A 19232-nucleotide genomic window follows, 5' to 3' on the forward strand; every position below is an offset into this window, starting at 1 on the left:
TTCCGGGGCTCGGACCGACCGGTCCGCATCAGCGGGACCGGCCGGTCCGAGCAGAGGGGTGGGCCCGGAGGCCCTACTTGCCGAGCTTCGCCTGCTGGTCGCCGGGCATCTCGGCCGACAGGTAGACGTCGCCGGGCAGGTCCTTGCGGCACTGCACGCCGTGCGGCTGCTGGCTCACCGAGTCCTCGAAGACCGGGCCCTTGAAGGAGTCCGCGGTCGGGATCTTGCCGCCGGTCGCCTTGGCCACCGCGTAATCCACCGCGAGCCGGACGTTGTCGTTGCCGGTGGTGACGGTCATCATCTTGAACGGGTCCGTGGCCTGCTGGTCCTGCCAGAAGCAGCTCAGCGAGTTGCCGTCGCTGGTCGCCAGCGCGGGGATCGAGCGGCCGCTCTTGGCGAACAGCGGCAGCGAGCTGACCAGCGTCGGGCCGAAGTCGGAGACGATGACGTCGATCTTCGGGTACTTGGCGATGTCGGCCGTCAGCAGCTGCTGGGTCTTGGTGGGGTCCCAGTTGGTCGGCTGGAACGGCGTCTGGCCGATGAACTTGTAGGAGTCGGGCAGGTTCTTGCGCAGCGTCGTGTACTCGGTGGTGCTCTGGCTGTTGCCGGCCGGACCGCCCAGGAACAAGATGTTGCCGCCGTTCGGCACGTTCTGCTTGATCCAGGTGGACCAGTTGACGGCGTCGTTGGCGAAGTCGTCGCCGATCCACTTGTCGTAGTTGGTGCCGGCCTTACCGCCGGGGAAGACCCGGTAGGGCACCGTCACCACGCCGGCCTTGAACGAGTCGGTGAGCGCGGGGAGCACCGCCTTGCCGGCGTCGGGGAAGACCACCATCGCGTCGACCCCGGAGGAGACCATGCCCTTGATGTCGGAGATGGCCTTCTGGGTGTCGCCCTGCCCGTCGGCGTAGCGGAACTTGGTGACACTGGGGCACTTGGACGCCTCGTCCTTGCCCGAGGCGGTCGTCACCAACCGCCAGCTGTTGCCGCCGTAGCCGTCGAGCAGCCCGAGGGTGATCTTCTTGGTGCCGCACCACGACGGTGCGCCCTTGACGTGGGTGACCGGACCGCTGGCGCCGTTGGACTGTCCTCCCGAGGAGCCGCAGGCGGCGAGCGCCATCGACGCCACCAGCGAAGCGCAGGCGGCCGCGACCGTCGTGCGAGATCTCATCGTTGTTCTCTCCTTACTCGGGCGCGACAGCGGTGTCGCGCACTACCGGCCCCGAAGCCGCGGACTGGGTGGTGGGCACCGACGCTCATCCCGTGCCGGCCGCCGGCGCCCCGGCAGCTGCCGGGGGTCGCGGTCGGCGGGCCAGGATCGAGCGCCAGTCGATGGTGTAGAGCGAGACGCCGACGGCCAGGGCGGCCGCCTGCACCAGCGGCGAGATCGCCGCGGAGAAGCCGAGGACGGTGACCAGCTGCACCAGCTGCTGCAAGAAGACCGCCGCGATCACGGTGGGAAGCGGGAACCCGCGGCCACCGAGCAGCGAGGTGCCGCCCAGCACCACGACGGCGATCGAGGGGAGCAGGAAGGTGTCGCCGGCGAACGCGGTCGGCTGGGAGGTGATGCCGGCGACCAGGATCCCGGCCAGGCAGTAGAGCAGCTGCGCCCAGACGTAGGTCGCGGTCCGGTGGGTGCGCACCCGCAGCCCGGCCGCCCGCGCCGCGCGCTGGTTGGCACCGATCGCCTCGAACCGGCGTCCGGCCACGGTGCGCTTGACCACCAGCGTCACCAGTCCCAGGGTGGCGATCGCGAAGAACACCGAGTTCGGCACCCCCAGCGTGGAGCCGCCGCCGATGTCGCCCATCAGCCGGGTGGTGATGCGCGGCCGGCCGCCGGAGATCTGCAGGTTGACGCCGTACAGCACGGCGTTGGCGCCCAGCGTGGCGATGATCGGGTTGAGCCCCATCGTGCCGATGAGCAGGCCGTTGAGCGCCCCGGCGGCCACGGCGAGCACCAGCGCGATCAGCACCGCGACGCCGAGCTTGGAGCTGTCGCCGTCGGGCACGTGGGTGATCACCACCAGCGCCAGCGAGATGGCGCCGGGCACCGAGAGGTCGATGCCGCCCTGCTGCACGACCAGCATCTGGCCGAGCCCGGCGATGGCCAGCACGGCAGCGATCGGCAGCATCCCCGACAGCGAGGTACCCGAGACGCTGGCCCGGTCGAGCAGGGCGCTGAGCACGAAGAGGATCACCGTGGCGGTGCCGATGGTCACCAGGCCCTTGGAGGCCCAGGTGCGACCAGCGGCCAGCTGGGGCCGATCCTGCTCGAGCGTCGTCGCCATCGCCCGTCGCCCTCCTCCGCGGCTGTTGTGACGCCACTCACGTCACGTGTTGAGCCGGACTGTACTAAGTTGCATGGGAATGCACAACCGGCGCCGGCTAGTTTTCTGCCAGCAGAGGCCCGCGGGGCGCACCTCTTGCGGGATTTCGGATCGATGTTGTTCAGTACTGCTCTACCGACGAGACAGTCACACTCGTGATCAGCCGGCGAGGAGGCCCGCATGGATCTGGGACTGGAAGGAAAGGTCGCCCTGGTCACCGGGGCCGGTCGCGGCCAGGGTCGGGCGATGGCGGTCCGGCTCGCCGAGGCCGGCGCCGACGTCGCCTGCCTCGACATCGACGGCACCGTCGAGACCGCGCCGTACCCGCTGGCCGGCGTCGAGGACCTGACCGAGACCGCGCAACTGGTGGAGAAGACCGGGCGTCGGGCGCTCGCGCTGGCTGCCGATGTGCGCTCGCAGGCCGAGCTCGACGAGGCGGTGGCGCAAACGCTGACCGACTTCGGCGGGCTCGACGTGGTCGTGGCCAACGCCGGTATCTGGGCGCTCGGCGCCTTCTGGGAGCTCACCGAGACGCAGTGGACCCAGATGCAGGACGTCGTCCTGGGCGGGGTGTGGCGCACCGTCAAGGCCGCGACCCCGCACCTGATCTCGCAGCAGTCGGGGTCGGTGGTGCTGACCTCGTCGGTCAACGGCCTGGAGGGCGGGCCCGGGTTCGCCCACTACACCGCGGCCAAGCACGGCGTCATCGGCTTCATGCGCGCGGCGGCCCAGGAGCTGGGTCCGCACAACGTGCGGGTCAACGCGATCTGTCCCGGCTTCATGGACACGCAGATGAACCAGTGGCCCGGCGCCTACGACATGATGGCCGGCCACCCCGGTGGCACGGCGCAGGACCGGGCTGACGGCGCCTACCACTGGTCGCTGCTGCAGGGCCGCGGCGCGCTGCCCGTCGAGGCGACCGCCGACGCGGTGCTGTGGCTGGCCGGCGACCTCTCGCGTCACGTCACCGGCGTCGCGCTCCCCGTCGACGGCGGCCACCTGGTGCTGCCCGGGCTCAACACCGCGCCGGTGCGACCGTGAGCGCCACCGCCACGTTCGACTTCTCGGGCGCGGTGGTCCTGGTGACCGGCGGCGGGAGCGGCATCGGCCGGTCCGTGACCCGCAGCTTCCTCGACGCCGGCGCCGACGTCGCGGTGCTCGGCCGTCGGTTGGAACGCTGCGAGGAGACGCTGGCCGGCCATCCCGAGGAGCGCACCATGGCCCTGGCCTGCGACGTGGGCCGGCCCGAGGAGGTGGCACACGCGGTCCGCGGGGTCGTCGACCGGTTCGGTCGCCTCGACGTCGTCGTCAGCAACGCGGCGCTCTACGTCTCCGGCTCCCTGACCGACCTGGACGAGGCCACCTGGGCCTCGATGCGCGCCACCAACGTCGACGGCACCTTCCACCTGCTCCGGCACTGCCTGCCCCACCTCGAGGCCAGCAGCGGCAGCGTCGTGGCGGTCTCCTCGGTCTCCGGCGAGCGCGGCGACTGGGGCCAGGCGGCCTACAACGCCACCAAGGGAGCGGTCAGCCTCTTCGTGCGCAGCCTCGCCCTCGACTACGGCGCGCGCGGCGTGCGCATCAACGCCGTCGCGCCGGCCTTCACCCTCACCGACATGACCGCCCGCGTCGACCGCGACCCCGACTCGCTCGCACCCTTCGTCAACCGCGTCGCCCTCGGCCGCCTCGCCGAGCCCGACGACATCGCCCCCGCGGTGCTCTACCTCGCCAGCGACGCCGCCCGCTACGTCACCGGCGTCGTCCTCCCGGTCGACGGCGGCACCAGCGCCTCGACCGGCCAGCCTCACCTGTAGCGCGACGCAGCCCCGGCCGACAGGGTCGGACCGGGGCTGACGCGGCGGTGGCGGAGGGATTTGAACCCTCGGTGGACTTGCGCCCACAAACGCTTTCGAGGCGTTCTCCTTAGGCCGCTCGGACACGCCACCGCAGAGGAATGTACCGGAGCCGACGGTGGCTCCCTAAATCCGCTGACCGGCGAAGAAGGCGTCGAGGAGGGCTCTCGACTCCTCGGCCAGCACGCCCGCGACGACCTCGGGGCGGTGGTTGAGGCGCCGGTCGCGGGCCACGTCCCACAGCGAGCCGACGGCGCCGGCCTTGTCGTCGTAGGCCGCGAACACGATGCGGTCGACGCGGGCCAGCACGGCGGCGCCCGCGCACATCGTGCAGGGCTCGAGCGTGACGACCAGCGTGTGGCCGGCCAGACGCCAGCCCTCGACGGCGCTGGCGGCCATGCGCAGCGCCACGACCTCCGCATGCCCGGTGGGGTCGCCGGACAGCTCGCGGGTGTTGTGGCCGCGGCCGACCACCCGGCCCTCGGCGTCGACGACGACGGCGCCGATCGGGACGTCGTCGGGCAGCGCGTGCCGGGCCTCGGCCAGGGCGAGCCGCATGGAGTCGGACCAGGTCACGCGGTGGTGAGCCCCGCCAGGTCGTCGAAGGCCTCGCCGAAACCGAGCCGGGTGGCGATGTCGCTGAGCTGCTCGTCGGGGTAGAGGTCGTCGTCGTCGACCACCAGCCCCAGCTCGACCGCACTCATCCCCAGGTCGGTCAGCAGGGCAAGGTCGCCGGCGGGCTCGGTCTCGGCGTCGTCCTCCACCGGGATGCGCAGGTGGTCGACCACCGAGCGGGCGATCTCGAACTCGGTGGCCGCAGTCGCGTCCGAGAGGAGCACCCGGTAGTCGGCGGCGGTCGGGCGCAGCAGGATGAAGAAGTCCTCGTCGACGCTGAGCAGCGCCACCGCGCTGTCGCCGGGCATCCGGCGCAGGTGGCGCGCGACGTCGTCGAGCGACTCCAGCGCAGCAAGGGGAATGTCCTCGGCCCGCCACTCGCCGCCGTCACGGTAGGCGGCGACCGCCAGATCGATCTCTTCCGCAACTGCCGTCCCGGAGGGCATGACTCGATCGTCGCAGAACCGCCCCGGCCTGACTACTGCGATAGTTCCGCCCATGGAGACCCACGTCGTCGACCACCCGCTCGTCGAGGCCAAGCTGACCACGCTGCGCGACGAGCGCACCGAGTCCTCGACCTTCCGCACGCTGGCCGACGAGCTGGTCACGCTGCTGGCCTACGAGGCCACCCGCGGGGTCCGGGTGGAGGACGTCACCGTGCAGACCCCGGTCGCTGCGGCGCACGGCGTGGCGCTGGCCCGGCCGCGGCCGCTGGTGGTGCCGATCCTGCGGGCCGGCCTGGGGATGCTCGAGGGGATGATGCGGCTGCTCCCCACCGCCGAGGTGGGCTTCCTGGGCATGGTGCGCGACGAGGAGACGCTGCGCGCCTCGACCTACGCCGAGCGGCTGCCGGCGGACCTCTCCGGGCGCCAGTGCTACGTGCTCGACCCGATGCTGGCCACCGGCGGCACCCTGGCCGCCGCGATCTCGTTCCTCGTCGAGCGCGGCGCTGACGACATCACCGCGATCTGCCTCCTCGCCGCCCCCGAGGGCTGCGCGAACCTCGAGCAGGGCCTGGCCCACGTCGACGTCCCGGTGCGCATCGTCACCGCCGCGATGGACGAGAAGCTCAACGAGGTCGGCTACATCGTCCCCGGCCTCGGCGACGCCGGCGACCGGCTGTACGGGGTCGCGCAGTAGCGCCTCGTGTGCTCCACCGGTCGTTCCAGCGACCACTGGAGCACACGACTGCGAGCCTGTGGATCGCCGTTCGCGCGACCGACCGACCTTGGCCACACTCGTCCGGCATGGACGACGGTCGGTGGCGCGAGCTGGCGCGGCGCCAGGACGACATGCTCGCCGTGCGTCAGCTCGTCGACCTGGGCGTGTCGCGCTCGGTGGTGCGGCACAAGGTGTCCTCCGATCGATGGGTGCGGCGCAGCGAGCACGTGCTGTCCACGACCACCGGTGAGCTGACCCAGCGACAGCTGATGTGGCTGGGCGTGCTCCACGCCGGCGACCGCTCCCTGGTCGGCGGCCTCACGGCGGCCACCGTCCACGGGCTGCGGAACTGGACCCGCGACGAGGTGACGGTGCTCGTCGACGACGAGTGGTCGTTCGCCCCTGTGCCGGGCGTCGAGTTCGTCCGCACCCGTCGCACCCTGCCCGACCTGCGCGGCTCTCGTCGCGGTGAGCTGCCGGTGTGCGCCCTGGAGCCGGCGGTCCTCCTCTTCGCCGCCCGCGAGCGGTCGGCCAGGTCCGCGCAGGGCGTCCTCGCCGCCGCCGTGCAGCAGGAGCTCACCACCCCCGAGCTGCTGCTGGGCTGGATCGCCCGGCTCCGTCCGCTGCGACGAGCGCCGCTGCTGCGGCGCGTGCTCGAGGACGTCACCGGCGGTGCGCAGTCGCTCGCCGAGATCGACGTGCGTCGGATGTGCCGCAGCCACGGCCTGCCGATACCCGTGCGGCAGCGAGCGCGGCTCGACCGCGACGGCCGCCGCCGGTTCACCGACTGCGAGTGGCGCCTCGCCGACGGCCGGGTGGTGATCCTCGAGGTCGACGGCGCCTTCCACCTCGATGTCGTCCAGTACGGCGAGGACGTCCGTCGGCACCGTCGGCTCTCGACGCCCGGGCGGATCATCGTGCGCTGCACCGCTCTCGAGCTCCGCGACGATCCGGACTCGATCGCCCGGGACCTTCTGGCCCTCGGCGTCCTCACCTCGTGTGCCTGAGCGGTCGCCAGGGCGACCGATGGAGCACACGACGCCGGACTCTTACCAACCTCATACGTCACTCCAGTCACAAGAGTCCCAATTTTTCGCCTACAGTGGTCCAGTCCGGCCGCCTGAAGAGTCTGGGTCTCGATGCGCCTGTTCCCTCGTACGTCCCTGTTCGCCGCCTGCGCGACCCTGCTCGCCCTCGGGCTGGCCGGGCCTGCGGCGCTGTCCGCCTCGGCGTCCCCGACCCCGGAGAAGACGGTCGCGAAGCACGCGAAGAAGAAGAACCGCGGCGCGACCGTCAACCAGGTCAAGGTGCCGGTGCTCCCGGCCGCGCTGCGCGCCGCCGGCGGCATGCAGCCCGACAAGCCGCAGCCGTACGCGAAGCTGACCTCGGTCGGCACCCGCGACTACGGGATGGTCGGCGTCACCTGGCGCAAGCGCACCGGCAACGCCCAGACCAAGGTGTGGGTGCGCACCCAGACCAACCACAGGTGGTCGCGGTGGACGCGCCTCGACGTCGACGACGACGGCAACGGCGGCACCCGCTGGGGCACCGAGGGGCTGTGGATCGGCCACGCCGACGGCGTCTCCGCCGTGGTCAAGACCGTCGGCGGCCGCGCGCCGCGCGACATCCGGATCGTGCTGGTCAACCCCGGCGCCGGCCCCGCGGTGGCCAAGCTGCCCTCCACCCTCAAGCACGGGACGGTCACCGGCGCCACCGGCGCCCGCGGCAGCAGCGTGAGCTTCGCCTCCGCGACCAGCCTGACCGGCGCGCTGGCCGCCGACCCGGCCACCGCGACCGCCAAGAAGAAGTCGCCCGCGAGCGCGAGCAGCCCGTACTACACCGCGCAGCCGACGATCATCACCCGCGCCCAGTGGGGCGCCCAGGCCAACAAGCCCTGCGACAGCCCGCAGGTCTCCTCGCGCACCCTGGGCGTCGTCATCCACCACACCGCCGGCTCGAACAGCTACACCGCGGCGCAGTCCGCGGCGATCATGCGCGCGACGCAGGCGTACCACATGAACGGCCGCGGCTGGTGCGACATCGGCTACAACTACCTCGTCGACCGGTACGGCCAGATCTTCGAGGGCCGCAACGGCGGCGTCGACCAGATGGTGCGCGGTGCGCACGCGGGCAACTTCGACGTGAACACATACGCCGCCGGCATCTCGATGATGGGCAATTTCCAGGTGGCCAAGCCGCCCGCCGCGCTGCGCAAGGCGGTCATCCGGCTGGTGGGCTGGCGGCTGGGCACCTTCTACCTCTCACCGCGCGGCAAGTACAAGCTCGACGGGCACACGTTCAACCGGATCGAGGGTCACCGCGACGTCTACCTCAGCGGCCTGCGACCGGCGACCAGCACCGATTGCCCGGGCAAGTACGCCTACGCCTGGCTCAACGGCAAGTACGGCCTGCGCTACCAGGTGGCCCGCTACCTCGCGCACTACAACACCCCGCCGAAGCGCAAGATGCTCGCGCTAGGCACGGCGGTGACCGGAGCGGTCTACATGGGCGAGTACCGCACCGCCGGCGGCCGCAAGGTCATCATGGACAACGGCGAGATCCTCTCCAAGCCCGGCCTGGGACCGGCCCGGTGGGTGACCGGCGCGATCCGCACCAAGTACGACGCCGCCGGCGCCGAGGGCAGCGTCTTCGGCTTCCCCACCGCCGACGCCACCACCACCGGGACCGTCACCACCCAGACCTTCGAGCACGGGTCGATCGCGTTCGACAGTGCGACCGGGGTGTACACGACGAACCCGGTGGTCTGAGGCGGGTCGGTCGGCGGGGGTTTTGCCGGGTGCCCGGCAAAACCCCCGGAAAATCCGTCCAGAAACGGTCGCGGAGACGAGTTCCAGTAGGTCCTCGCCCGGAACGCCCCGGGTTGTCGCTACAGCGCCTTGACGGCGTTGAGCAGCTTGCCGAGGGTTTCCTTGGCGTCGCCGAAGAGCAGGGTGGTCTTGGGGTCGAAGAGGAGCTCGTTCTCGATGCCGGCGAAGCCGGGGCGCATCGAGCGCTTGAGGAAGACGATCTGCTGGGCCTCGTCGGCGTTGAGGATCGGCATGCCGTAGATCGGGGCGCCGGGCGTGGTCTTCGCGGCCGGGTTCACCACGTCGTTGGCGCCGACCACCACGACCACGTCGGTGTTCTTGAAGTCGCCGTTGATGTCGTCCATCTCCACCAGCTGCTCGTAGGGCACCTGCGCCTCGGCCAGCAGCACGTTCATGTGCCCGGGCATCCGGCCGGCCACCGGGTGGATCGCGTAGTCGACCTTGACGCCCTTCTCGCCCAGCACGTCGACCAGCTCGCGCAGCGTGTGCTGGGCCTGCGCGACGGCCAGGCCGTAGCCCGGGACGACGATGACGCGGTCGGCGTACTCGAGCAGGATCGCGACGTCCTCGGGTCCGGCCGAGCGCACCGGGCGGTCGGAGGCCTCGCCGGCGCCCAGGGTCGAGCCGCCCTTGAGGGCGCCGAAGAGGATGTTGGCTACCGAACGGCCCATGGCACTCGCCATCAGTCGGGTGAGGAACGTGCCCGACGCGCCGACCAGCGTGCCCGCCACGAGCAGCAGGGTGTTGCCCAGGACGTAGCCGCCGGCGGCCACGGTCAGGCCGGTGAAGGCGTTGAGCAGCGAGATGACGATCGGTACGTCGGCACCGCCCACGGGCAGCACCAGCAGCACGCCGATCAGCAGCCCGACCAGCGCCAGCACGACGCCGACGGGCTCGGCGGGGTTGACCACGGTGACGACGGCGAGCACCACGGCGGCCAGCAGGCCGAGACCGAACACCACGGGCAGCCCGGGGAAGACCACCGGGCGTGAGGTCATCAGCTCCTGCAGCTTCAAGAAGGTGATGACCGAGCCGGCGAAGGAGACCGAGCCGACCAGGATCGTGAACGCGGTGGCCAGCAGCGTGAACCACGGGACGCTTCCCGCGAACTCGTCCGCGGCGACGAGCTCGCGCAGCTCCAGCAGCGCGACCAGCGCGGCCGCGCCGCCGCCGACGCCGTTGAACAGCGCCACCATCTGCGGCATCTGGGTCATCTGCACGCGCCGCGCGCCGACGAAGCCGCCGGCGGCGCCGACCACGATCGCGGCCAGGATCAGCGGCACGTGGTGCAGGTCGAGGTAGAAGAACGGGATGGCGCAGCCGACCACCGCCGCCACGGCGCCGATGAGGTTGCCGGTGCGCGCGGTCCGCGGTCCGGAGAGCCCCTTCAGCGCCAGGATGAATCCGACCGCGCACACCAGGTACGCGACCTGCACCCAGACGGGCATCAGGCGTCGACCTTCTTGGCCGGCTTCTTGCGGGTGAACATCTGCAGCATCCGGTCGGTGACGACGAAGCCGCCGACCATGTTCACCGCGGCCAGCACGATCGCGACGACGCCCACGACGACCGCGACCGCGTTGTCGGTGGAGCCGGTGACGATGATCGCGCCGAGCAGGATGATGCCGTGGATGGCGTTGGCGCCCGACATCAGCGGCGTGTGGAGCGTCGAGGAGACCTTCGAGATCACCTCGATGCCCACGAACACGCTGAGCACGAAGATCGTGAGCAGGGTGACGGACTCGTTCACTGCGAAGGTCCTTCCAGGGCCTGACGGGTGGGTTCGTGCAGGATCCGACCGCCGTGCGTGACGCAGGCGCCGGCGACGATCTCGTCGTCGAAGTCCGGCGCGAAGGCACCGTCGGCGGTCATGAGCGTCACCAGGTTGACCAGGTTCTGGGCGTAGAGCCGCGACGCCGGGCCGGGCATCTGCGCCGGCACATTCGCCCCGCCCCACACGGTGGCCCGCCCGATGCGGACGACCTCGCCGGGCTGCGAGCCCTCGACGTTGCCGCCCGACTCCGCGGCCAGGTCGACGACGACGGAGCCCGGGCCCATCTGCTCCACCATCTCGCGCGTCACCAGCACCGGTGCCGTGCGTCCCGGCACGGCCGCGGTGGTGATGAGCGCGTCGGCCGCGGCGATGTAGGGGGTGAGCAGCTCGCGCTGCCGCGCCGCCCGGTCCTCGGTCATCTCGCGGGCATAGCCACCGGCGCCCTCGAGGGTCTCCAGGTCCAGGTCGATGGCCTGGGCACCCATGGAGCGGATCTCCTCCGCGGCGGCCGCCCGGACGTCGTAGGCCTTGACCACCGCGCCGAGCCGCTTGGCCGTCGCGATCGCCTGCAGGCCGGCGACGCCCGCGCCGAGCACCACGACGTCGGCGGGCGGCACCGTGCCGGCGGCGGTCATGTTCAGCGGGAAGAACCGGCGCAGGAGCCCGGCGGCGACGACCGCGCACCGGTAGCCCGCCACCAGCGCCTGCGAGGACAGCGCGTCCATCGACTGAGCACGCGAGATACGCGGCACCAGCTCGACGGCGAACGAGGTCACCTTGATGTCGCGCAGATCGGCGACCAACGACTGCTGCTGGTTGACCGGCAGGAACGAGATCGTCGTCGTGCCCTCCGGCAGCCTGCGCACGACGTCGACCGGCAGCGGCTGCACCGCGAGGACCACGCTCGCACCGGTGATCGCGTCCGGGTCGATGGAGGCGCCCGCGGCCTCGTAGTCGGCGTCGGTGAACCCGGCGGCGTCGCCGGCACCGGGCTCGACGCGCACCGTGTAGCCCAGGGCGGTCAGCTTGCCGACCAGCTCGGGGACCATCGCGACGCGGGTCTCGCCCTCGCGGGTCTCGCGCACGACTGTGACGTCCATGACTGCGCAACCTAGCCGAGACCGCGGCCCACCAGACCCCCGATGAGGTATGTCACAACCATCGCCAGCAGGCCTCCGGCGATGTTACGAACGACCGCGCGGACCCGCGGCGCGTCACCCGACGCAGCGCTGGCGTAGCCGGTGACGGCCAGCGCGAGCGCCACCGCGACGACGGTGACCCACACCCGCACGCCGGGCGGGAACAGCGTGATCGTGAGCAGCGGTAGCGCCGCCCCGAGCGTGAAAGCAACCATCGAGGCCAGGGCCGCCTGCCAGGGACTGGTCAGGTCGTCGGGATCGATGCCGAGCTCGGTCTCGGCGTGCGCGGCCAGCGCGTCGTGGGCGGTCAGCTGCTGCGCCACCTCCAGTGCCAGCGCGTCGGTGAGCCCCTTGTCGCGGTAGAGCCCGGCCAGCTCCGCCAGCTCGTCCTCGGGGTCCTCGGCCAGCTCGCGCCGCTCCTTGTCGAGCAGCGCTCGCTCGGTGTCGCGCTGCGTGCTGACCGAGACGTACTCACCCGCGCCCATGCTGAGCGCTCCGGCGACCAACCCGGCGACGCCGGCCACGACGATGGTGTCGCGGTGGCTGGTCGCACCGGCGACCCCCATCACGATGCCCGCCACCGAGACGATGCCGTCGTTGGCGCCGAGGACGGCGGCGCGCAGGCGGTTGAGCAGCCCGCCGATGCTCCGCTCGTGCGGCTCGTCGGCATGCGGGCCGATGCGATCCGGCTGCGGTGTCGGGATCTGGCTCACCGCGCCATCCTCGCGGGTCAGGCGCGGTCGTGAAGCGTGACGTGGTAGCCGTCGGGGTCGGCGAAGGTGAAGGTGCGCCCGAACGGACCGTCGATCGGAGCGGCGACGATGGAGTGGCCGTCGGCCTCGAGGGCGTCGTGGATGGCCTGCACGTCGGTGGCGTGGAACCACAGCGCGACGCCGAGCCCGGGCTGCGCGACCGAGGTCAGGTCGGTTCCTTCGACGAGGTCGCGGACAGCGAACGCGATCGGCTGCGTGTCGAACACGACAGCGTGGGGCGGGCCGGCGGGTGATCGGACCAGGCCGAGGTACTGCTCGTAGAAGGCCTGCGACGCGTCGAGATCGCGCACCTGCAGGGAGATGAAGTCGGTTCCAGTGACGGGCATGGTGACACTCCTTGTCTATGTCAGGTTATTGACACATCGAGGCTATGTCAGAATATTGACATGGCACAAGTCGGTGAGGGTGTGGATCTCGAGACGTCCGTCGGCTATCTGCTCAAGGAGGCCTCGAGCGCACTGCGGACCGCGATGGAGGACGTGTTGCGGCCACTGGGCATGAACGTCACGCGCTACTCCTGCCTGGAGCTGCTGGCACAGCGGCCCGGTCTGTCCAGCTCCGAGCTCGCCCGTGGCGCCTTCGTCACCCGGCAGTCGATGAACGTGCTGCTGCAGGCGCTCGAGCGCGAGGGCTACGTCACCCGCGCGGAGACCGCGACCGTGGGCAAGGTGCTGCCCACCCGACTCACGCCCCGCGGCCGGCGCCTCCTGGCCAAGGCGACCGTCGCCGTCCGCTCGGTGGAGGTCACCATGCTGTCCGGCCTGAGCGAACCCCAGCGCTCAGCCGCCGCCAGGATGCTGCGGAGCATGGTGGACGCGCTGCACGAGGGCGCGACGACGGCGGGCGCTCAGTAGTACCAGGGGAACGGCGACCAGTCCGGGTCGCGCTTCTGGAGGAACTGGTCGCGGCCCTCGGCGGCCTCGTCGGTCATGTAGGCCAGCCGCGTGGCCTCGCCGGCGAAGAGCTGCTGGCCGACCAGGCCGTCGTCGGTGGCGTTGAAGGCGTACTTGAGCATCCGGACGGCGGTGGGCGACTTGGTGTGGACGATGCGGCCCCACTCCAGGGCGGCGGCCTCCAGGTCGGCGTGGGGGACGGCGCGGTTGACCGTGCCCATCCGCATCCCGTCCTCGGCTGAGTACTCCTCGGCGAGGAAGAAGATCTCGCGGGCGTACTTCTGGCCCACCTGCTTGGCCAGGTAGGCCGAGCCGAAGCCGCCGTCGAAGGAGCCGACCTCGGCGTCGGTCTGCTTGAAGCGGGCGTGCTCGGCGCTGGCGATGGTGAGGTCGCACACCACGTGGAGGCTGTGACCGCCACCGGCGGCCCAGCCCGGCACGACGCAGACCACCACCTTGGGCATGAAGCGGATCAGCCGCTGCACCTCGAGGATGTGGAGCCGGCCCAAGCGGGCCTTGTCGACGGTCTCGGCGGTCTCGCCGCCGGCGTACTGGTAGCCCGCGCGGCCGCGGATGCGCTGGTCGCCGCCGGTGCAGAAGGAGCGCTTGCCGTGCTTGGTCGACGGCCCGTTGCCGGTGAGCAGCACGCAGCCGACGTCGCTGGAGGTGCGGGCGTGCTCGAGCACGCGGAGCAGCTCGTCGACGGTGTGCGGCCGGAAGGCGTTGAGGACGTCGGGCCGGTCGAAGGCGACGCGGACGGTGCCGTGGGCGCGGGCGCGGTGGTAGGTGAGGTCGGTCAGGTCCTCGAAGCCGGGGACGTCGTCCCAGGAGTCGGGGTCGAAGGTCTCGCTGACACCGGGGAGGGCGCTCATAGCGGGCAGGCTACGGAATGGGTTCCGCGCGGCACGCGTTGGCGCAGGTATGACTCTCGAAGGCGAGTACGAGCCCAGCCCGGAGAAGTGGGTCCGCGAGCAGGTCGAGGAGTACGAGGCCTCGGGCGGCCAGCGCGCGAACATTTTGCGCGACCACCCGGAGTGGCCGATCGTGGTCATCACCTCGCGCGGCGCGAAGTCCGGCAAGCTGCGCAAGAACCCGGTGATGCGGGTGGAGAAGGACGGGGTCTACCTGGCCGTGGCGTCCAAGGGCGGCGCGCCCGAGCACCCGACCTGGTACCACAACTTCGTGGCCAACCCGGTGGTCACGCTGCAGGACGGCCCGGAGCCGCACGACTACGACGTGCGCCAGATCGAGGGCGACGAGCGGGCGCAGTGGTGGGACCGCGCGGTGAAGCAGTACTCGCCGTACGCGGAGTACCAGGAGAAGACCGACCGCGAGATCCCGCTGTTCGTGCTCGAGCGACGCGACTGAGAGCTGACCCCACGATCCCCCGCACGTGCGGGGGATCATGGGTAGTCCTGAGCCTGGTGAGGCCCTAGTTGCGGGCGATGGAGTCGGCCAGCGCGCACAGGTGGCGCAGCCGGGCGATCTCGGAGTCCAGGATCTCCGGGCCGCCGCGGCGGGCGATGACCACGGTGTCCTTGGCCAGCGAGCAGCCGGCGGCGAGGACGTCGCCCCACTCCTCGGGGACCGGCAGGCGCAGGCCACGGCCGAGGTCCTCGGGCCAGCCCAGGTCGCCGGGCACGCGCTCGGGCGCGGCCGGCGTGCGGCGCACGATGTCGACCCGGTCGCCGGTGCGGGTGAGCTGTGCGGCCCAGTCGACGCGGAAAGCGGCTGGCAGCGCGTCGAGCAGCAGGTCCAGGGCGCGGTCGGGCTGCTGGGTCATCGACTCGACGACCTCGAGGTCCAAGAACAGGTTGCCTCCGGCGGTGTAGCGCGAGATCCACTGCACCCTCACGCCGTCGAGCTGATGGCAGGCCGAGACGATGCTGTCGGGCATCACGCTGGGCGCCAGGGTCAAGAACACGTCGTCGACCGCGCATCCGTCGCCGCGGTGCTCGACGATCTCGATCGCGTCGATGTTGCCGCCGGCGGCACCGATGGCCGACGCCAGCCGGCCCAGAGAGCCGGGGACGTCGGGCAGCGCGACCCGGAGCAGGAAGGACACGTCTGCGACCCTAGCGAAGCCGTGTCACGCCAGCATGACGTCGGCGATCTGCTCGTACCGCGGACGACGGCGTCGGCCCTCTCCCAGGTGCGAGATCATCACGGCCACCTCCCGCACCGGCCAGGTCGGTCCGGCGTAGGAGTCGAGCAAGCGCACCCACCGGGTCAGCTCGGTGGGCCGCCCGCAGCGCGCCAGCGTCAGGTGCGGCCGGAAGCGCTGACCGTCGACCTCGGTGCCGGCGGCCACGCCCGCGTTGCGGCAGCCCACCGCGAGCCGGTCGAGCTCGCTCGCCGCGGTCTCGTCGAGCTCCAGACCCGCCCACAACACCCGGCCGCGGGCGACGTCGGGGAACGCGCCGCCGCCCCGGATCGACGAGCTGAAGCCGCGGCGCCGTGCGGCGGCGTCCGCGAGCCCGGCGAGCAGCGCGTCGAGGTCCGGTTCGGCGACGTCGGCGTAGAAGGCCAGGGTGAGGTGCACCTGCTCGGGGTCGGTCCAGCGGAAGTCGGCCGCCGCGCGGCGCGGTTCCAAGAACGCCTCGAGGTGCTCGACGGCCTCCGCCGGGGGCCTGACCGCTGCGAACATGCGCACCGGCCCATGATGGAGGGATGCGTCGCGCGGTGCAGGGTCGGCTCCGGGCCGCCGTGGCGGTGGCCGGCTGCCTGCTGGCCGCGGTGCCCGGCCGGCTGCCGCCGGGTTGGCTGGGCACGCGCGTGCTCCCGACCACGGCCGCGGGCTACGGCGTCCAGCGGCCGACGCCGACCGCGCTGCGCGAGCGCGCCTTCACGCTGCCCGACACGCTGCCCGAGCTGCCCGGCCGCGGCTTCGCCGCCCGGGTCGAGCAGGCTCCTGCGGCGGTGCTCGCCCGCTCCACCTGGCGTCCGGGCTGTCCGGTCGCTTCGAGCGACCTGGACTGGCTGCGCCTGACGTTCTGGGGCTTCGACGAGCGCCGCCACACCGGCGAGCTCCTGGTGAACCACAGCGCCTCGGCCGACCTGGTGCGCGTCTTCCGCACCCTGTACGAGGCCCGGTTCCCGATCGAGCAGATGACCATCACGACCACGGCCGAGCAGAACGCGCCGCCGACCGGCGACGGCAACGACACCGGCGCCTTCGCCTGCCGCCCGACCCGCGGCGCGAGCTTCTTCTCCCAGCACGCCTACGGGCTCGCCGTCGACGTCGACCCCTTCCAGAACCCCTACCAGAACGGCAGCGTGGTGCTGCCCGAGCTCGCCGGCGCCTACACCGACCGCAGCGACGTCCGGCCCGGGATGATCGAGCCCGGCGACGTCGTCGTCCGCGCCTTCGCCGCCGTCGGCTGGGGCTGGGGCGGCGACTTCACCCGCCTCAAGGACCGTCAGCACTTCAGCGCCGACGGACGCTGAAGCCCACCCTTCGAGGGGCAGCGCGATGGATCGGCTGCGCAACCGCTGTCCGATAAGTCAGTATTGACGGGTTGGTAAGGCGAAGGGGCGCGCAATGGTGCCAGTCGGTGAGGGGCACGGGGCCACGGTCGGTGGTACCCGGACCTCCGCGACGGCATCACTGGTCGTGCTGGGGGCCGGCCTCGCCATCTGCGTCGCGTACCTCCTGGTGCCCGGGACCGCCCCGCTCTCGGAGGTCCTCTGGCTGCTGGCCGGTGTGCTGGCCGTGGCCGGCACCACCGCCGCCTCCTTCCGGGTCGAGCCCCAACTGCGCCGGCCGTGGCGGCTGATGGTGGTGGGTCTCGCGCTGTGGGTGCTCGGCGACACCGTCTACGGGCTGCCCACCTTGATCCACGCCGGCGCCGGGATCGGCTTCCTCGCCGACTACCTCTACGTCCTCGGCTACCCCGTGCTCGCCGCGGCGATGCTGGGCCTGGCCCGGCACCGGCTCTCCTACCGCGACCTGGCCTTCACCCTGGACGCCCTGGTGGTCTCCGGCGGCATCGGGCTGATCACGTTCACCTCCGTGCTGCGGCCCCACCTCGGCGACGACCGGTCCTTCGGCCACCTGCTGACGGTGGTGGGGTACCCGGTCGGCGACATCTTGCTGCTCGCCGTGCTGGTGCGCTGGGCCGCACTACCCGGCGCGCGTTCGACGTCGGTACGGCTGCTGCTGGCGGCGGTGGTGACGCTGGTCGTCGCGGACCTCTCCGGCAGCGCCTTCGACCTCCACGGCCTCGTGCCGCCGGCGTTCCTCCAGCTGGCCTGGCTGATCAGCTACTCCCTGTGGGGAGCCGCCGGCCTGCACCCCTCGGCCACCGACCCGCCGCCGACGGTGACGGCCGGTGATGACGGCCACGGCAAGCTGCGGTTGCTCGCCGTGGCCATCGCGGTGATGGTGCCGCCCGGCGTGCTGGCCACGCAGGAGGCGTTCGGCCTGCCCCTCGACGTGTGGCCGGTGGTGACCGCGGCAGTGGTCCTCTTCGGACTCGTCGTCGCCCGGATGTACCTGGTGCTGGCCGAGATGGTGCGCACCGACGACGAGCGCCGCGAGCTGCAGCGCCGGCTGCAGCACGAGGCGACCCACGACCTGCTCACCGGCCTGGTGAACCGCGCCCAGGCGCTGCGGCACGTCGACGACGTCCTCGGCAGCAGCTACGCCCGCGGCGTCCGCGCCGCCGTCCTCTTCATCGACCTCGACGGGTTCAAGCGGGTCAACGACACCTACGGCCACGCCGCCGGCGACGAGGTGCTGCAGCTGGTGGCCGCACGGGTCGTGCGCGAGACCCCGCGCGAGCTCGCGGCCCGGCTCGGCGGGGACGAGTTCATGGTCCTGCTCGAGGACACCGACGAGCACGCCGCGCTGCAGGTCGCCCAACGGCTGGTCGAGGCGCTGCACCAGCCGTTCCGGCTCCGCCACGAGCGCGAGGTACGCATCGGGGCCAGCATCGGCGTCGCCCTCAGCGACGTCGCCCTGGCCACCGACGGCAAGGCGCTCATGCACGACGCCGACCTCGCGGCCTACCGCGCCAAGTCCGCCGGCAAGGGCCGTGCCGACCTGTGCGACCCCGAGCTGGTACGCGTCAGCACCGAGCGCGTGCAGCTGGAGGCAGCACTGCGTCGCGCGATCGACGACGGCGAGCTGCGCGCCCACTACCAACCGATCTTCACCGTCGGCGAGGGCCTGGTCACCGGCTACGAGGCCCTGGTCCGCTGGGAGCGTCCCGACGTCGGGCTCGTGGCCCCGGCCGGGTTCATCGACGTCGCCGAGCAGTCCGACCTGATCTGCGAGATCGACGCCTGGATGCTGCTGCGGGCGTGCGCCGACCTGGCCACGTGGGGCCGCGAGTCGACCAGCTACGTGACCGTCAACATCTCCCCCCGCCACCTGGCGCGGGCGCGACTGGTCGAGGACGTGGTGCGAGCGCTGGAGGCGGCCGACCTGCCGGCGAGTCGCCTGGTGCTGGAGGTGACCGAGTCGCTGGGCGTCGACGAGGCCCGCTCGGCCGACCAGCTGCAGGCCCTGCGCACGCTCGGTGTGCACGTGGCCATCGACGACTTCGGCACCGGCTACAGCTCGATGTCGCGCCTGCACGAGCTGCCGGCCGACCTCCTCAAGATCGACCGGTCGTTCCTCGACCCCGAGCGACCGGGCTGGATCGAGGCGCTCTCGCTGATCATCGGCTCGGCGCGCGCGGTCGGCCTGCGGACGGTGGCCGAGGGTGTGGAGAGCCCGGCCCAGCTCGCTCTGCTGCGCGAGCTGGGGTGCGACGCCGCCCAGGGGTTCCACCTGGCGCACCCGATGCCCGCGCAGGCCGTGATGGAGCTCGACCTGCCAGATGTGCGGTCGAGCGTCGGCGCGTGATCCACGATCGACGCCGGG

General features: G+C 71.8%; 21 protein-coding genes and 1 tRNA gene. 9 read left to right on the top strand and 13 right to left on the bottom strand.

Annotated elements, in window-relative coordinates; translation table 11 throughout:
* Positions 1 to 73 precede the first annotated feature (73 nt).
* Entirely contained in the window at positions 74 to 1171 is a 1098-nt protein-coding gene (locus tag D9V37_RS17875; protein WP_121807479.1) for a substrate-binding domain-containing protein, read from the bottom strand.
* Between the two features lie 85 nt (positions 1172 to 1256).
* The gene (locus tag D9V37_RS17880; protein ID WP_121807480.1) at positions 1257 to 2288 is read right to left on the bottom strand and encodes an ABC transporter permease; all 1032 of its coding nucleotides are present in this window, start codon (positions 2286 to 2288) and stop codon (positions 1257 to 1259) included.
* Between the two features lie 219 nt (positions 2289 to 2507).
* Here D9V37_RS17880 and D9V37_RS17885 point away from each other — a divergent pair, with 219 nt between their 5' ends.
* Both D9V37_RS17885 and D9V37_RS17890 read left to right on the top strand, forming a co-directional pair.
* On the top strand, positions 2508 to 3368 hold the full coding sequence (locus D9V37_RS17885) for a mycofactocin-coupled SDR family oxidoreductase (RefSeq protein ID WP_198412635.1): 861 nt from the start codon (positions 2508 to 2510) through the stop codon (positions 3366 to 3368).
* Positions 3365 to 4141, top strand: a complete 777-nt coding sequence (locus D9V37_RS17890) for an SDR family NAD(P)-dependent oxidoreductase (protein WP_121807481.1) — start codon at positions 3365 to 3367, stop codon at positions 4139 to 4141. The genes D9V37_RS17885 and D9V37_RS17890 overlap by 4 nt, the downstream gene beginning before the upstream one ends.
* 45 nt (positions 4142 to 4186) lie before the next feature.
* On the opposite strand, the gene D9V37_RS17895 is transcribed toward D9V37_RS17890, so the two are convergent.
* The 3 genes from D9V37_RS17895 to D9V37_RS17905 form a co-directional block, all read right to left on the bottom strand.
* Positions 4187 to 4273 (bottom strand) — tRNA-Ser (locus D9V37_RS17895).
* Between the two features lie 33 nt (positions 4274 to 4306).
* On the bottom strand, positions 4307 to 4738 hold the full coding sequence (locus D9V37_RS17900) for a nucleoside deaminase (RefSeq protein ID WP_121807907.1): 432 nt from the start codon (positions 4736 to 4738) through the stop codon (positions 4307 to 4309).
* A gap of 14 nt (positions 4739 to 4752) precedes the next feature.
* Positions 4753 to 5241 (bottom strand): tRNA adenosine deaminase-associated protein, encoded by a 489-nt coding sequence (locus D9V37_RS17905; protein WP_121807482.1) that lies wholly within the window; start codon positions 5239 to 5241, stop codon positions 4753 to 4755.
* 52 nt (positions 5242 to 5293) lie between these two features.
* Between D9V37_RS17905 and upp the strand changes: the two genes are divergently transcribed.
* The 3 genes from upp to D9V37_RS17920 all read left to right on the top strand — a co-directional run bounded on the left by upp (position 5294) and on the right by D9V37_RS17920 (position 8724).
* Entirely contained in the window at positions 5294 to 5935 is a 642-nt protein-coding gene (gene upp / locus D9V37_RS17910; protein WP_121807483.1) for a uracil phosphoribosyltransferase, read from the top strand.
* A gap of 107 nt (positions 5936 to 6042) precedes the next feature.
* Positions 6043 to 6963 carry a hypothetical protein gene (locus tag D9V37_RS17915; RefSeq protein ID WP_121807484.1) on the top strand — a complete coding sequence of 307 codons (921 nt, stop codon included), beginning with the start codon at positions 6043 to 6045 and terminating at the stop codon, positions 6961 to 6963.
* 132 nt (positions 6964 to 7095) lie between these two features.
* Positions 7096 to 8724, top strand: a complete 1629-nt coding sequence (locus tag D9V37_RS17920; RefSeq protein WP_121807485.1) for an N-acetylmuramoyl-L-alanine amidase — start codon at positions 7096 to 7098, stop codon at positions 8722 to 8724.
* Positions 8725 to 8843: 119 nt separating this feature from the next.
* On the opposite strand, the gene D9V37_RS17925 is transcribed toward D9V37_RS17920, so the two are convergent.
* From D9V37_RS17925 to D9V37_RS17945, 5 genes are read right to left on the bottom strand one after another with little or no spacing between them, the layout of a single operon-like run.
* Positions 8844 to 10232, bottom strand: a complete 1389-nt coding sequence (locus D9V37_RS17925) for an NAD(P)(+) transhydrogenase (Re/Si-specific) subunit beta (protein ID WP_121807486.1) — start codon at positions 10230 to 10232, stop codon at positions 8844 to 8846.
* The gene (locus D9V37_RS17930) at positions 10232 to 10534 is read right to left on the bottom strand and encodes an NAD(P) transhydrogenase subunit alpha (RefSeq protein WP_121807487.1); all 303 of its coding nucleotides are present in this window, start codon (positions 10532 to 10534) and stop codon (positions 10232 to 10234) included. The genes D9V37_RS17925 and D9V37_RS17930 overlap by 1 nt, the downstream gene beginning before the upstream one ends.
* Entirely contained in the window at positions 10531 to 11658 is a 1128-nt protein-coding gene (locus D9V37_RS17935; protein WP_121807488.1) for an NAD(P) transhydrogenase subunit alpha, read from the bottom strand. The genes D9V37_RS17930 and D9V37_RS17935 overlap by 4 nt, the downstream gene beginning before the upstream one ends.
* 11 nt (positions 11659 to 11669) lie before the next feature.
* On the bottom strand, positions 11670 to 12410 hold the full coding sequence (locus D9V37_RS17940) for a VIT1/CCC1 transporter family protein (protein WP_232524992.1): 741 nt from the start codon (positions 12408 to 12410) through the stop codon (positions 11670 to 11672).
* Positions 12411 to 12427: 17 nt separating this feature from the next.
* Positions 12428 to 12796, bottom strand: a complete 369-nt coding sequence (locus D9V37_RS17945) for a VOC family protein (RefSeq protein ID WP_121807489.1) — start codon at positions 12794 to 12796, stop codon at positions 12428 to 12430.
* A 60-nt stretch (positions 12797 to 12856) separates the two neighbouring features.
* Between D9V37_RS17945 and D9V37_RS17950 the strand changes: the two genes are divergently transcribed.
* Positions 12857 to 13324, top strand: coding sequence for a MarR family winged helix-turn-helix transcriptional regulator (locus D9V37_RS17950; RefSeq protein WP_121807490.1), 468 nt, complete (start codon positions 12857 to 12859; stop codon positions 13322 to 13324).
* Here the strand turns inward: D9V37_RS17950 and D9V37_RS17955 are convergent.
* Positions 13318 to 14235, bottom strand: a complete 918-nt coding sequence (locus D9V37_RS17955) for a 1,4-dihydroxy-2-naphthoyl-CoA synthase (protein ID WP_121807491.1) — start codon at positions 14233 to 14235, stop codon at positions 13318 to 13320. The genes D9V37_RS17950 and D9V37_RS17955 overlap by 7 nt on opposite strands.
* Positions 14236 to 14284: 49 nt before the next feature.
* On the opposite strand from D9V37_RS17955, the gene D9V37_RS17960 reads away from it, so the two are divergent.
* Positions 14285 to 14731: a nitroreductase family deazaflavin-dependent oxidoreductase gene (locus tag D9V37_RS17960; protein WP_121807492.1), complete on the top strand. Its 447-nt coding sequence runs from the start codon at positions 14285 to 14287 to the stop codon at positions 14729 to 14731.
* A 64-nt stretch (positions 14732 to 14795) separates the two neighbouring features.
* On the opposite strand, the gene D9V37_RS17965 is transcribed toward D9V37_RS17960, so the two are convergent.
* Together D9V37_RS17965 and thpR are read right to left on the bottom strand one after the other, a co-directional pair.
* Positions 14796 to 15428 (bottom strand): ACT domain-containing protein, encoded by a 633-nt coding sequence (locus tag D9V37_RS17965; RefSeq protein ID WP_121807493.1) that lies wholly within the window; start codon positions 15426 to 15428, stop codon positions 14796 to 14798.
* A gap of 24 nt (positions 15429 to 15452) precedes the next feature.
* The gene (thpR, locus tag D9V37_RS17970) at positions 15453 to 16010 is read right to left on the bottom strand and encodes an RNA 2',3'-cyclic phosphodiesterase (RefSeq protein ID WP_232525046.1); all 558 of its coding nucleotides are present in this window, start codon (positions 16008 to 16010) and stop codon (positions 15453 to 15455) included.
* A gap of 23 nt (positions 16011 to 16033) precedes the next feature.
* Here thpR and D9V37_RS17975 point away from each other — a divergent pair, with 23 nt between their 5' ends.
* Entirely contained in the window at positions 16034 to 16810 is a 777-nt protein-coding gene (locus D9V37_RS17975; RefSeq protein WP_121807495.1) for a M15 family metallopeptidase, read from the top strand.
* Positions 16811 to 16904: 94 nt separating this feature from the next.
* Positions 16905 to 19214: a putative bifunctional diguanylate cyclase/phosphodiesterase gene (locus D9V37_RS20935; RefSeq protein ID WP_121807496.1), complete on the top strand. Its 2310-nt coding sequence runs from the start codon at positions 16905 to 16907 to the stop codon at positions 19212 to 19214.
* The last annotated feature ends 18 nt before the right edge of the window (positions 19215 to 19232 follow it).

Origin of the sequence: Nocardioides mangrovicus, assembly GCF_003674065.1 — a bacterium.
Lineage (GTDB): Bacteria > Actinomycetota > Actinomycetes > Propionibacteriales > Nocardioidaceae > Marmoricola > Marmoricola mangrovicus.

Coding starts and splice junctions, on each gene's coding strand:
- thpR (WP_232525046.1), bottom strand. CDS start 16,010: ATGTTCGCAGCGGTCAGGCCCCCGGCGGAGGCCGTCGAGCACCTCGAG.
- D9V37_RS17915 (WP_121807484.1), top strand. CDS start 6,043: ATGGACGACGGTCGGTGGCGCGAGCTGGCGCGGCGCCAGGACGACATG.
- D9V37_RS17920 (WP_121807485.1), top strand. CDS start 7,096: ATGCGCCTGTTCCCTCGTACGTCCCTGTTCGCCGCCTGCGCGACCCTG.
- D9V37_RS17975 (WP_121807495.1), top strand. CDS start 16,034: ATGCGTCGCGCGGTGCAGGGTCGGCTCCGGGCCGCCGTGGCGGTGGCC.
- D9V37_RS20935 (WP_121807496.1), top strand. CDS start 16,905: ATGGTGCCAGTCGGTGAGGGGCACGGGGCCACGGTCGGTGGTACCCGG.
- D9V37_RS17945 (WP_121807489.1), bottom strand. CDS start 12,796: ATGCCCGTCACTGGAACCGACTTCATCTCCCTGCAGGTGCGCGATCTC.
- D9V37_RS17935 (WP_121807488.1), bottom strand. CDS start 11,658: ATGGACGTCACAGTCGTGCGCGAGACCCGCGAGGGCGAGACCCGCGTC.
- D9V37_RS17900 (WP_121807907.1), bottom strand. CDS start 4,738: ATGCGGCTCGCCCTGGCCGAGGCCCGGCACGCGCTGCCCGACGACGTC.
- D9V37_RS17875 (WP_121807479.1), bottom strand. CDS start 1,171: ATGAGATCTCGCACGACGGTCGCGGCCGCCTGCGCTTCGCTGGTGGCG.
- D9V37_RS17925 (WP_121807486.1), bottom strand. CDS start 10,232: ATGCCCGTCTGGGTGCAGGTCGCGTACCTGGTGTGCGCGGTCGGATTC.
- D9V37_RS17885 (WP_198412635.1), top strand. CDS start 2,508: ATGGATCTGGGACTGGAAGGAAAGGTCGCCCTGGTCACCGGGGCCGGT.
- D9V37_RS17960 (WP_121807492.1), top strand. CDS start 14,285: ATGACTCTCGAAGGCGAGTACGAGCCCAGCCCGGAGAAGTGGGTCCGC.
- D9V37_RS17955 (WP_121807491.1), bottom strand. CDS start 14,235: ATGAGCGCCCTCCCCGGTGTCAGCGAGACCTTCGACCCCGACTCCTGG.
- upp (WP_121807483.1), top strand. CDS start 5,294: ATGGAGACCCACGTCGTCGACCACCCGCTCGTCGAGGCCAAGCTGACC.
- D9V37_RS17880 (WP_121807480.1), bottom strand. CDS start 2,288: ATGGCGACGACGCTCGAGCAGGATCGGCCCCAGCTGGCCGCTGGTCGC.
- D9V37_RS17905 (WP_121807482.1), bottom strand. CDS start 5,241: ATGCCCTCCGGGACGGCAGTTGCGGAAGAGATCGATCTGGCGGTCGCC.
- D9V37_RS17950 (WP_121807490.1), top strand. CDS start 12,857: ATGGCACAAGTCGGTGAGGGTGTGGATCTCGAGACGTCCGTCGGCTAT.